13 protein-coding genes and 1 pseudogene are annotated in these 10,740 nt (G+C 69.2%); 7 read left to right on the forward strand and 7 right to left on the reverse strand.

Features of this window, described 5'->3' with window-relative positions:
* From ADK57_RS08570 to ADK57_RS08580, 3 genes are all read left to right on the forward strand, one after another.
* Nucleotides 1-893, forward strand: an 893-nt coding sequence (locus tag ADK57_RS08570; protein ID WP_063785937.1) for an MEDS domain-containing protein, incomplete at its 5' end; no start/stop codon positions are given.
* Nucleotides 894-969: 76 nt separating this feature from the next.
* Nucleotides 970-1,452: an ATP-binding protein gene (locus ADK57_RS08575; RefSeq protein ID WP_107091508.1), complete on the forward strand. Its 483-nt coding sequence runs from the start codon at nucleotides 970-972 to the stop codon at nucleotides 1,450-1,452.
* 169 nt (nucleotides 1,453-1,621) lie between these two features.
* Nucleotides 1,622-2,989 carry an Nramp family divalent metal transporter gene (locus tag ADK57_RS08580; RefSeq protein WP_053748767.1) on the forward strand — a complete coding sequence of 456 codons (1,368 nt, stop codon included), beginning with the start codon at nucleotides 1,622-1,624 and terminating at the stop codon, nucleotides 2,987-2,989.
* A gap of 3 nt (nucleotides 2,990-2,992) precedes the next feature.
* Here ADK57_RS08580 and ADK57_RS08585 read toward each other — a convergent pair whose 3' ends face one another.
* Together ADK57_RS08585 and ADK57_RS08590 are read right to left on the reverse strand one after the other, a co-directional pair.
* A complete protein-coding gene (locus ADK57_RS08585) occupies nucleotides 2,993-4,255 on the reverse strand; it encodes a hypothetical protein (RefSeq protein WP_053748768.1) in 1,263 nt (420 codons plus the stop codon).
* A gap of 60 nt (nucleotides 4,256-4,315) precedes the next feature.
* On the reverse strand, nucleotides 4,316-4,825 hold the full coding sequence (locus ADK57_RS08590; protein WP_053748769.1) for a SigE family RNA polymerase sigma factor: 510 nt from the start codon (nucleotides 4,823-4,825) through the stop codon (nucleotides 4,316-4,318).
* A gap of 172 nt (nucleotides 4,826-4,997) precedes the next feature.
* Here ADK57_RS08590 and ADK57_RS08595 point away from each other — a divergent pair, with 172 nt between their 5' ends.
* Nucleotides 4,998-5,402 carry a hypothetical protein gene (locus ADK57_RS08595; protein WP_053748770.1) on the forward strand — a complete coding sequence of 135 codons (405 nt, stop codon included), beginning with the start codon at nucleotides 4,998-5,000 and terminating at the stop codon, nucleotides 5,400-5,402.
* 32 nt (nucleotides 5,403-5,434) lie between these two features.
* On the opposite strand, the gene ADK57_RS08600 is transcribed toward ADK57_RS08595, so the two are convergent.
* Together ADK57_RS08600 and ADK57_RS08605 are read right to left on the reverse strand one after the other, a co-directional pair.
* Nucleotides 5,435-5,626 carry a hypothetical protein gene (locus tag ADK57_RS08600; RefSeq protein WP_053748771.1) on the reverse strand — a complete coding sequence of 64 codons (192 nt, stop codon included), beginning with the start codon at nucleotides 5,624-5,626 and terminating at the stop codon, nucleotides 5,435-5,437.
* A gap of 11 nt (nucleotides 5,627-5,637) precedes the next feature.
* Nucleotides 5,638-6,489 (reverse strand): helix-turn-helix domain-containing protein, encoded by an 852-nt coding sequence (locus tag ADK57_RS08605; protein ID WP_053748772.1) that lies wholly within the window; start codon nucleotides 6,487-6,489, stop codon nucleotides 5,638-5,640.
* A 258-nt stretch (nucleotides 6,490-6,747) separates the two neighbouring features.
* Here ADK57_RS08605 and ADK57_RS08610 point away from each other — a divergent pair, with 258 nt between their 5' ends.
* Nucleotides 6,748-7,251: a hypothetical protein gene (locus ADK57_RS08610; protein WP_053748773.1), complete on the forward strand. Its 504-nt coding sequence runs from the start codon at nucleotides 6,748-6,750 to the stop codon at nucleotides 7,249-7,251.
* On the opposite strand, the gene ADK57_RS08615 is transcribed toward ADK57_RS08610, so the two are convergent.
* From ADK57_RS08615 to ADK57_RS08620, 3 genes are all read right to left on the reverse strand, one after another.
* Nucleotides 7,232-8,488: a DUF1266 domain-containing protein gene (locus ADK57_RS08615; RefSeq protein ID WP_053748774.1), complete on the reverse strand. Its 1,257-nt coding sequence runs from the start codon at nucleotides 8,486-8,488 to the stop codon at nucleotides 7,232-7,234. The two genes, ADK57_RS08610 and ADK57_RS08615, sit on opposite strands and share 20 nt — an antisense overlap.
* Nucleotides 8,489-8,586: 98 nt before the next feature.
* Nucleotides 8,587-8,805 carry a hypothetical protein gene (locus ADK57_RS49835; protein ID WP_159050029.1) on the reverse strand — a complete coding sequence of 73 codons (219 nt, stop codon included), beginning with the start codon at nucleotides 8,803-8,805 and terminating at the stop codon, nucleotides 8,587-8,589.
* Entirely contained in the window at nucleotides 8,795-9,478 is a 684-nt protein-coding gene (locus tag ADK57_RS08620) for an LppU/SCO3897 family protein (RefSeq protein WP_267890762.1), read from the reverse strand. Before ADK57_RS08620 ends, ADK57_RS49835 begins: the two co-directional genes overlap by 11 nt.
* Nucleotides 9,479-9,892: 414 nt before the next feature.
* Between ADK57_RS08620 and ADK57_RS08625 the strand changes: the two genes are divergently transcribed.
* Together ADK57_RS08625 and ADK57_RS08630 are read left to right on the forward strand one after the other, a co-directional pair.
* Nucleotides 9,893-10,315: a hypothetical protein gene (locus tag ADK57_RS08625; protein WP_324612183.1), complete on the forward strand. Its 423-nt coding sequence runs from the start codon at nucleotides 9,893-9,895 to the stop codon at nucleotides 10,313-10,315.
* A pseudogene (locus ADK57_RS08630) lies at nucleotides 10,312-10,740 on the forward strand (hypothetical protein); the annotation flags it as partial. The gene ADK57_RS08625 and the pseudogene ADK57_RS08630, both read left to right, overlap by 4 nt.

Below are 10,740 nucleotides of genomic sequence, written 5' to 3' on the forward strand. Positions count from 1 at the left end.
CCCCCACCCCAGGCACCTTCGACCACCGCATGACAGTCTTCGGCGCCGACGACGAATTCCTCGCCACCGCCCTCCCCTTCCTCACGGAAGGTCTCACCGCCCCGGACGAGCCCCCACCCGTAGCCATCACCGCCCCCGACAAACTGGACCTCCTCCACAACGCCCTCGGCCCCGACGCCAAGAACGTAGGCCTCATCCCGCACACCGACTGGTACACGGGCTCGGCCGCCAACGCGATCGCGCAAGGCGCCGGTTACCTCGCCGCCCACGCCGGCCCCGCCGGCCGCGTCCACCTCCTCATGGAACCCGTGTGGAACGGCCGCGCCGGCCGCTCCCCGCGCGAGACCGCCGAGTGGATCCGTTACGAGGCCCTCGCCAACCTCCTCTTCGCCCCGTTCGCGACCACCGCCATGTGCGTCTACGACGCCCGCACCGCGGGCCCCGCCGTCATCGACGCGGCCCGCCGCACCCACCCGGACACCGGCGTGTACGAGGACCCGGCACGCATCGCCGCCGAGCTGGACGCCGTACCACTGCCACCACCCCCGGCCGACGCGCAACCGCTCGCACGGCCGGACGCCGAAGGGGTACGGCGGCGGGCGCGGGCGCGTGGACTGGCCGTCGCGGACGCGGAGCTGTTCGCCGAGTCGGTCACCGCGACGGCGGCCTCCGTCGGCCCGGTCACCTCCACCCTCCTGTGGGGCGAGGCCCCGTCCTGCGTCTGCGAACTGCGCACCGCCCGCCGCGTCGACGACCCCCTCGCCGGCTTCGTCCCGCCGCCCACCGACGACCTCGAACCCGCCCAGGGACTGTGGTTCGCCCGCCAGGTGTGCGCGTACGTCGACGTCCGCGACGACGGCGCCGGGTCGACGGTCCGCCTCCAGTACGCGTAGCCACAACAGCCGTACAGGTACGGAATCGGGTAGTCCTCCCCGTGTCCCGACCGGCCGGGGAGGCCACCCTGAGAACATGCTGCAACTCTCCGGGGAAGCCCTCCCGGACCCCGGCCCCAGATACGGCGCCTACCCCCAACCTCCCCTGGGAGCAGGACATCTGAGCGTCGAGTACGACCCCCGCCCCTCCGCGGTCCGCGAGGCCCGCGCCGAGGTCCGCAGGCAGCTGGAGGGATGGGGTCTGGCGGACCTGGAGGAAGTGCTGGACACGACGGAGCTCCTGGTCAGCGAGCTGGCGACCAACGCCCTGCTGCACTCGGCGAGCCGCTTCCGGCTCACCCTGACCGCCGCCCACGGGGTGCTGCGCTGCGAGGTCGCGGACTTTGGCCGCCGTACTCCCCAGGTGCTCGCCGCGGGCGCCTCGGAGAGCGGCCGAGGGATGTTCCTGGTGGATGCGCTCGCGCTGCGCTGGGGCTGTCACCAGGACGGGCCGGGCAAGACCGTCTGGTTCGAGCTCGGCACGTGCGGGTCCGACGGCTGCGGTCGGCGACAGCCGTAGCACCCGAGAGTTCCGGACGCCCGGGACGACCGTGCCGGGCTGCCCACCGCCGGAGCCACAGCCCGGGCCCCGGCGGCACGCCCAGCCTCCGGGGCCCGTCCGCAACCGCCGTTTTCCTTCACCGCACGCCCTCTTGTGCCCTCGTCCGCTTTACGCTTTCTTGATCGGCATGGCGGACACCACGGACAACACAGCGACAGGGACGGCAGCCACCCCGGCACCCCGGAAGTCCAGTTGGAAGTACATCGGCCCCGGAATCGTCGTCGCCGCCACCGGCGTCGGCGCCGGCGACCTCGTCGCCACCCTCATCGCGGGCAGCAACTTCGGCTACACCCTCCTGTGGGCCGCCGTCATCGGCTGCCTCGTCAAGATCTCCCTCGCCGAGGCGGCGGGCCGCTGGCACCTGTCCACCGGCCGCACCCTCTTCGACGGCTGGGCGAGCCTGGGCCGCTGGACGACGTGGTTCTTCGTCGTCTACGTCGTGATCTGGGGCTTCGTCTACGGCGCGGCCGCGATGTCGTCCAGCGCGCTGCCACTCCAGGCGCTGTTCCCTGACGTGATGGACCTCAAGTGGTGGGGCGTCGCGTGCGGTCTGGTCGGCCTGGTCTTCGTCTGGTTCAACAAGTACGAGGTCTTCGAGAAGGTCATGACGGTCCTGGTGGGCGTCATGTTCGTGGTGACGGTCTACCTGGCGATCCGCGTCACCCCGAACCTGGGCGAGGCCTTCGCGGGCCTCCTCCCCGTCCTCCCCGACGAGAAGGACTCCATCCTCAACACCCTCGGCCTGATCGGCGGCGTCGGCGGCACCATCACGCTGGCCGCGTACGGCTACTGGGTCAACGCCAAGGGCTGGACCAACACGGGCTGGATGAAGGTGATGCGCCTGGACAACCGCGTCGCCTACGCCACCACCGGCATCTTCGTCGTCTCGATGCTCTTCGTGGGAGCGGAGCTCCTGCACTCGGCCGATGTCGCCATCGCCAGCGGCGACAAGGGCCTGATCCAGCTCAGCGACATCCTGGAGGACAAGTACGGCACGGCGACCGCCAAGTTCTTCCTGATCGGCTTCTTCGCCACCTCCTTCACCTCGCTGATCGGCGTCTGGCACGGCGTGAGCCTGATGTTCGCGGACTTCGTGGCCCGCTACCGCGCGGACAGGGCGGCATCGGCATCCGCATCCGCCTCGGGATCGGCATCCGCATCCGCCTCGGCGCCGGCTTCCGGAGAGAAGGTCGCGTCCGGCGAGCGGGAGCGGTCATGGCCCTTCCGCCTGTACCTGCTCTGGCTGACCTTCCCGCCGATCGTGCTGCTCTTCCAGGGCCAGCCGTTCCGGCTGATCATCCTCTACGGCGTGCTCGGCGCCGCCTTCCTCCCCTTCCTGGCCGGCACGCTTATATGGCTGCTGAACTCCGCCCGTACCCCGCGGGAGTGGCGCAACGGCCCCGTGAGCAACGCGATGCTGGCGATCGCGGGCCTGCTGTTCCTGATCCTGTGCGTGAAGCAGATCTGGGACCAGCCGTGGTCGGAGTTCTTCTAGGAGTTACGCGAGTTCGTCCCACTTCGGACTGAGGGCGATCTCCCGAAGCTGCTCAATGGTGAGGGCGGGCGTCGCGCGGGTCGCGTCGCTGCTCTGGTCACCGGCGTTGAGGGCGCTGATCACGACCCGCATGCCGTCCGCCCTCATCGTGTCGGCGGTCCACATGACGACCCCCGAGCCTGCCTTCTCGCCGGGCCCCTGCCGGATGGTCACGCGCGTGCCGTTCGGCAGTGTCTCGGAGCCGGAGCCGTAGAGGTCGCCCGCGACGTCCCGCATGTCGGGCTGGACGTTGATCTGGACGAAGCTCCTGCCCTTGCCGTCATCGACGACGAGGTAGGCGTACTCGGTCTCCTGACCACCCTTGGCGACCGCCTCGACGCCCTTGGGAAGCAGATCGGTGAGGGTCCGCCTGATGGCGTCGCCGTCGGCTCCGGGCGCGGCGGTGTCCGTCACCGAGGGGTCGGGCTGCCCGGTGTCCTCGGGCATCGCGTCGACGGCCTGCCGCCACACCCCGGCCGACACCAGCTCCTTCAACTGCGCCTTGGACAGCGGCGGGTTCGGCCTGCTGATCGGCGCGTCCTTCTCCGCCGCCGCGTTCCACTCGCTCACGGTGACGTACTGCCCGTCCGGCGTGACGAGATCGGCGGTCCACAGCTTGGTGTCGACGCGCCGGTCGGGATACTCGTACCCCTGGAAGATCTTGAGCAGCGACCCGTCCGCCAGCCTGCTGGTGCTGCAACTGTCGTACGGCGTCAGCACCTTGTCCGGGCACTCGGCGATCTCCCGGGCCCGATCGCTCCCCGGCGCGATCCGGTCGAGGCTCATGGACAAGCTCGCGGCACCCTTGCCGTCGTCGAACACGACACGCGCGTACGGCGGCAGCTCCTCGTTCGTGCCCCGCGCATCCGTATCGCTGACCTTGCCCTCGGGGAGCAGCTCCTGGAGCGTACGGATCATCTCGAACCGGGACAGGGGCCGGGGCGCGGGCGTCGGACTCGCCTTGGCGGTCGGCCCCGCGGCCGCGGAGCGCTGTTCCTGCTCCTGGGAGCCGTCACCCGGCAGGATCATCACCCCGCCCACCCCCACGAGCGCGAGACCCGCCGCCCCGCCCACGACCGCGGCCCGGCGGCGCAGCCGCAGTCGGCGCCCGCGCGCGTGCCCGGCTGCGGCGAGCGCGGCACCGTCGGGGTGGAAGGTGTGTCCGGCCTGGCGCAGCGCGGCGCCGAGCCGGTCCTCGAAGGGGTCGCTGTGCTGTTCAACGGGCATGGCAAACCACCGTTTCGGCGTGATGGAAGGTGTCGGACGTAGTGGAACGGGAACGGGCTGTCAGGGACTGACGTACTCGGTGAGGTCCTCGCCCAGGAGCTCGCGCAGTCTCCCCAGAGCCCGGATGCAGCGGGTGCGTACGGCGGCCGAGCTGACGTTCATCGCGTCGGCGGTCTCCTCGATGGACCGGTCCTCCCAGTACCGCAGGACGACCACAGCCCGGTCCTTGGCGGGCAGCCGCGCCAGCGCCTCCAACAGCGTCAGCCGCAGCGAGACGTCGCCGTGGTGCCCGTCGGCCCGGTCGGGCAGCACGTCGGTGGCCCGCTCGGTACTGCTGCGGCGGCGCTGGTGGGTGAGGAAGGTCCGGGTGAGGACGGTCTGCGCGTACCCGGCGGGGTTGCCGACGCGGGCCACCCGGTGCCAGCTGATGTACAGCCGGCCCAGGGTCTCCTGCACCAGGTCCTCGGCGAGATGCGTGTCCCCCGCGGTGAGCAGACACGCGGACCGGTACAGATGAGCAGCGCGCGCCGCGGCGAACTCCGCGTACTGATCCGCCAGGACCTTCCTCATGTGCTCCCCCTGCGCCGTGCCCCGACTCTGCTCTCCGCCCTCAACTCATTGACGCGGTGGGCCCCCGGAAATGTTTCACGGCGGCTTTGCGACGCGGGTGCGAGGGTCTGTCGGGGGACGGGCGGGTAGGTTGCGTTCGACCCATCGGTGAGGCGCGAGGAGCAGACGGACCATGAACCATGCGGCGTACGGCCCGCAGCCGCCGGATGGCACCCAGCCGCCGCCCCCACCCGTGCCACCGGGCTTCGGCCCACCGCCGCCGCAGTACGCGTTCGCGCCACCCCAGCCTGCCGCCACGGGACCGGAATTCCTCGCGGTGGACCGCCACAGCTCGATCGTGGTCGACACGTCGGGCGTCATCTTCGAGATCAACGGCCACGAGGCCGAGTTCCCCTGGCCCGAAATCCGCAGCGTCCACTACAAGGCGAGCCCCTCGGGCAAGTCCCTCATGATGGCGATCGTCCACCTCGACGGCACGGTGTACGAGTGCGTCGTGGACGCGAAGCCGAGGGAGCTGCTGAGGGAGTGGTTCGGGCAACTGCCGGCGGTGCTGGGGTATTACCGGCCGATGGGGTAGGTCGCCGTCGGGGGGTGGGGGAGGGGGCGGGGTCAGAGGAGGTGGTCGGCCTTCCCTGCCTTGATGTCGAGGATCATCGTGCGGAGGGCTTCGCGGGAGTCGGTGAGGTAGGCGTCTTCGGCGCCGGATATGGCGATGTAGGCGTTGCCTTCGGGGTCGGTGCCGAGGCGGAAGCAGGAGTTACCCTCCCCGCAGAACGGCTCCTCCCAAGTGATCTCGATCATCGGGCTTCTCCTCACAGGTCGTTGGCGATACCCCGGATGAAGTCGCGCGATGCCGCCGACGACAGGGCGATGCCCTCCATCCAGTCCAGGTGGGCACGGTACTTCGCCAACTGGGCCTCCGCGTACAGGAAATCGGGCCCGTGAGAGTTGTCGATCTGAACGGTGTCGAGCTGCGGCACTGGTCCTTCCGCGTACAGCACGGTCTGCCCGGCCCCGGGAAATGCACCCGCCTCGAAAGGGATGACCAGGAGCGTCACGTTGTCCTGCTCGGACTTCTTCAGCAGATCCTCGAGTTGGGCCCTGGCGACCTCCTGTCCACCGAACCGCATCCGGAGCGCGGCCTCGTGCACGATGGCGACGAAGTCGGGCGGGTTGTCGCCGTCCAGCACCTGCTGCCGTTCCACGCGGTGGGCAAGACGCAGGGCGACCTCGTGGTGCGGCAGCTCCGGAATGACCACCCGGAAGATGGCCAGCGCATGGTCGGAGGTCTGCAACAGCCCCGGGATGTGCACGGAGTACGCGGCTCGCATCCGGACGGCATTCGCCTCCAACTCGGCGATGTCCAGCAACCCTTGGGGAAGAGCTCCGCGGTACTTGTCCCACCAGCCTCGCTGGCCCGTGCGTGCCATCTCCACCAGTGCGTCTACGTACCGCTCGTCCTGGCAGTCGCAGTTGCAGGCGAGGGTGCGCACGCGCTCCGCGCTGATGCCGCGGATTCCCGTCTCGATGTTGGAGATCTTGGCCCGGTCCACTCCGAGCAGTCCGGCCGCGTACTCCGCAGTCATGCCCGCCGACATGCGCATTCTGCGCAGCTCGGCGCCAAGTCGCTTCTGACGCTCCGTCGGTGACGTCCTCGCTGCCATGCAGATCCTTCCCCGTGCGGTCGTAAGCAGTGTGCCGCCTGACCGCACGAGGGAAGCGCGGAAGGATCCATATTTCACTGCCAGGGAACAAAATAGCCCCCACCTTCGGTACATTGAGTAGCGCGTCAGCTACACCCGGCAACCGGAAGCGCATCGCGCGAGCCTGCCCGCAACCTCCTCCCCTGGGAGGGGTGGGCCCGCGTCAGGGAGACAAGCCACCGATCGCCGTCACCACTCGACACATTCCAAGGAGCCCCCATGCCCATGTCCCGCTGCCCCGTGGCCCCCACCTTCGCGGCCGACCCCACCGCCCCCGTCCCCGAAACCCTGTCCTACAGCTTTACGTTGCCTTCGGCGCTGGCGAGCCCCGCCCTGGCGAGAGCCGCGACGAGGGAGATCCTCAAAGCGCACGACCTGCAGGACATGCTGGATCCGGCTCTACAAGCAGTCGGTGAACTCACGGCAACCGCAGCCCAGTTCACGGAGTCCCCGACCTTCTACCTCTCCCTCCGCTACCGCTCCTCCACCCTCCGCCTGATCGCCTACGACAGCCACCCCCGCCACACCCAACCCCACCTCGCCACCGCCTGCGACACCCGCCGTCGCGCAGCGCTCCGCGTCCTGGCCTGCGTCTGCCGTGCCTGCGACGGGACTTGGGGCTTCGGCGAGGCCCGAGAACCCGGCGGCGGGACGCGGATGTGGGCCACGCTGCCGAGGGCGAGCGCGGCGGCGTACGGACGGCCTAGCGGAAGGGGATGTTGAGCCACGGGCTGGCGGGGTCGGACATCAGGATCCGGTGGGCGTCGAGCGCGTCGGTGTACCAGTCCCCGAACTCCTCGTCGTCGAAGTGCAGACACCGCCCGAGGATGTAACCGGCGGAGAAGTCCTGCCAGGAACGATGGGAGCGTGCCGCAGCCCGGCCGGCCTCGGCGACCGCCGATTCGGCCTCCTTCAAGCCGCAGTAGCGGGCGCCGAGGCCCCACCGGGCCATGCCCGAGGCCCGCCCCAGATCCCAGGCGTCGACGGAGGTGACGTACCGGTTCTCGTCGAGGATTCCGTCGGCCCGGAAGCGGGCCTCGTAGCGGGTGATCCTGCCGATGAGGTGCTGCACGCCTTTGACGCGCGTTTCTGTCTCCGCCGCAGGCCGAGGGTCGGACGTGGTGACACCGTCCGGAGTGATCACGGTTTCGCCGGCATCACGGTGGCGCAGAACCTTGGCGACCGCATCCCGCCAATAGGCCGTATCCACAAAGCCGCCGAATTCGCGGGCGATGGTGCGACGCAGGCTGAGTGCGAACTCCCAGACCGGATTGGCGCCATCGAGTGCCAGAAGGCCACGCTGCTGGTTGTTCCATTCCACAGGGTTGGTGACGCCCCACCATTCCTGAAGCGTCTTACGCTCTCCGGGATAGCCTCGGCCGTGGTAAGCCATGGCGTTCCAGGGGTAGCCGTCACGCACGAAGAGAAGAGCGCCGCAGGCCAGCCCATGGGCGACCGGGCCTTGCAACGGTCCGCCGACACGGAGGGTGCGCAGCTTCGGCCCGTACGAGAAGTCGCCCACCCGGTCGGAATGCGCAGCCCAAGTCGCTGAGTACGGTGGTGCGGACGGAAGGAATGCCTCGCACGGACTGCCGGGATTGACCACGATCATCGGCGGATCGGAAGGAACCCATACCTTGGCGAACCAGCTGAGTCTGTTCCAGTCGAACACCCGGTGCGGCTCCGGAGCGGGAAGCATCCCATCGGTGTACACCGGCCAGATCCGGCCTCCAGTCACTCGCGCGTCATGGCCGAAAACGGCGTAGGTGCCGCTGGGCGTGGCATCCGCTTTGTCCCGCCGTATCTCGAAGTACACCCGGTTCCGTGCGAGCACATCGAAGTACGCTGCCCAGTCCTCACGCGACTTGGCTTCGAACAGCGCCTGCTCGATCTCGGTCGGAGCGGTCCAGGCAGGCGATATCGGGGACCCGAAGCTGGCGGGAGGGGGGCCGAAAGACATGGGTAAATCCTCAGGAATCTGTGCCGAACTCTGCATCCAGACGTTCGGGCCAGTTTTCATGCTCCAGTCCAGAACTCATCAGGATGCCTCGCGAGTCATCACGGGCGATCTGCACTGCAATCTGAATCCTGTCCACCTTCCCCCTGGCTGCGAATGAGGGTGGCCGCTGTGATCCTTTCATCACCACCGCCTCCCTTCAGCTCTTTTGCGAGCTCGACGATAATTTCCTCGACAGCTTCTCGATCTTCACCAGCGTAATCCTTGGCGATTCGCCGTTTGATGCGCTGGGTCAGCCCCAGGTCCGCTTCACCGCCCAAGGGGATGCAGGCACAGCGACGTCGCACCATCCGCGCTGTACTCCAGGTCGGCGAGATAGTCCCCGGCCGCGCACTCCTCCACCCCGGGATCCGTCACCCGGAACTCCGCGTCGGACGAACCGCAAGCCTCCGGCTTCAAGTCCTGGGCACTCCAGGAACCGTCGTTGCGAGCACACGAACCGACCGTGAGCGTCTGCGGCGGATCGTCCCCGAAGACCATCCCGATGACCATAAGCACCGGAATGGCCATCACGACCAGGCCGAGCGCGGCCAGCGGCACGGCGGCGACGAGGCCGGCCGGTCGCCGCATCACCGGCTTGCCCGGGTCGAGCGGCGGCCGCCAACTCCCTGTGGCGGGCTCCGGGAGGCCGCGCAGGGTGGACCGCGCGCCGAGGTTCAGCAACAGGACGAACGGCGTGATGATCGCCGACAGCGGCCCCCACCAGCCCTGCAGCATGGTGTCCGCCTGCATTTGACGGAAGACGGCCGTCCCGCAGGTCCGACAGAAGACCCCCTCCCGGCGCAGGAACCGCATGATCACGACCATGCCCTGATGCCCACGAACGGTCACCGCCGCGGCCGGTGCGGCTCCGCACACCTCACACACGAGGCCGGGCCCGGGCATGGCTCCCATGGGTGCCGGTCCGGCGTACGGGTAGGGCTGCGTCGGCATCGGGGGCGCGTACGCCGGGTGCGGGGCGGGAGGCTGCTGCTGATAAGGGGGCGGGTGCGGCGGTGTGTTCACAAAGCCTCCGTCGGTGATCAATCGGGCCGGTGAAGCACCTTACCGACCCCCTCAACTGCCCCGCCCGGCAGCCGAGTCCAGCATCCCGCCACAGCCGTGGTCGGCTACCGGCCATCCTGATCACTCGTTAGTGTGTCCGCGTTGCGACCCGCAAGATGCGGGTGTGATGATCCCGACGTGGCGGATCCAGGGGGAAGCGACGCGACAGCCGGGCATGTACCCAGGTCCCGTCTGTCCGACTACGCCGAGATGGCGACGCCGTATGCAAGAGCCGAGGGTCGCGCGGCGATGGATCCCCCGCAGGCAGACCAATCGAGGCTGTCTCCGACTCCCGACAAGCCCTTGGCGCAGCCCACCGGTGGTGCTGCCGACCCGGGATCCCAGGGCGAATCAGCCAGCAGGCGCCGCCAGTTCGCCGTGCTGCTCGGCGAGTTTCGCCGTACCCCCGTACTCCTGCCGGTCACCGAAGACGGGTCCCCGCTGACCGGGGACTACGACGGGATCCGTTGGATCTACGCCTTCTCGGACGAGTCGGCGCTGGCTCGATTCGCCATCGCAAGGGGTGAGGGCTCCCGGGAGTGGCCCTATCGCCGGGTCCTGGGAGCAAGGCTGCTCGATGCGGCCGTCCCGGCGACGGGCGTCCCCTGCGGGGTGGCTCTGGACGTGGGGAGCGAGGGCGACGGCGTGCTGTTCCCGCCGGTTGTGGGGATCGTGCCGGACGCAGTCGCCGTGGATGCGGAGACGAGCCGGAGGGATTCGCGGTGAGCGGGGGAGGAAGCGGGGGCGGGGACGGCCGCAAGGACCTGCAGGCTGTCGGGCTCGGTGAGGTCGCCAAGGGCATCACGCTGACCTTGGAAGAGCTCAGAGAACTCGGCATCGACAGTCTCGCCGGGGTGGGGCGCGGATTCTCGGAACTGCAGCTCTCGGGACGGAAGTTGGGGCACGGCGAACTGACGTCGGCGTTCACGTCGTTCTGTGAGCGCTGGGAGTGGGGCGTGCGGGCTCTGGTCGCGGAGGGGAACGACTTCGCGGAGGGCGTGCATCTTTCGGCGGGGACGTACTACGAGACGGATCAGTACGTCGAGGGCGCGATGAAGATCGTCGCGAATTCCGTGACGGGCAACCCGTACGCCTCCGAGGACGACGTCACGCGGATGAGCTGGCAGGAGCTGAACCAGAACACCGCGCTC

Source organism: Streptomyces sp. MMG1533 (assembly GCF_001279775.1).
Taxonomy (GTDB): domain Bacteria; phylum Actinomycetota; class Actinomycetes; order Streptomycetales; family Streptomycetaceae; genus Streptomyces.

Coding starts and splice junctions, on each gene's coding strand:
- ADK57_RS08575 (WP_107091508.1), top strand. CDS start 970: ATGCTGCAACTCTCCGGGGAAGCCCTCCCGGACCCCGGCCCCAGATAC.
- ADK57_RS08580 (WP_053748767.1), top strand. CDS start 1,622: ATGGCGGACACCACGGACAACACAGCGACAGGGACGGCAGCCACCCCG.
- ADK57_RS08585 (WP_053748768.1), bottom strand. CDS start 4,255: ATGCCCGTTGAACAGCACAGCGACCCCTTCGAGGACCGGCTCGGCGCC.
- ADK57_RS08590 (WP_053748769.1), bottom strand. CDS start 4,825: ATGAGGAAGGTCCTGGCGGATCAGTACGCGGAGTTCGCCGCGGCGCGC.
- ADK57_RS08595 (WP_053748770.1), top strand. CDS start 4,998: ATGAACCATGCGGCGTACGGCCCGCAGCCGCCGGATGGCACCCAGCCG.
- ADK57_RS08600 (WP_053748771.1), bottom strand. CDS start 5,626: ATGATCGAGATCACTTGGGAGGAGCCGTTCTGCGGGGAGGGTAACTCC.
- ADK57_RS08605 (WP_053748772.1), bottom strand. CDS start 6,489: ATGGCAGCGAGGACGTCACCGACGGAGCGTCAGAAGCGACTTGGCGCC.
- ADK57_RS08610 (WP_053748773.1), top strand. CDS start 6,748: ATGCCCATGTCCCGCTGCCCCGTGGCCCCCACCTTCGCGGCCGACCCC.
- ADK57_RS08615 (WP_053748774.1), bottom strand. CDS start 8,488: ATGTCTTTCGGCCCCCCTCCCGCCAGCTTCGGGTCCCCGATATCGCCT.
- ADK57_RS08620 (WP_267890762.1), bottom strand. CDS start 9,478: ATGCCGACGCAGCCCTACCCGTACGCCGGACCGGCACCCATGGGAGCC.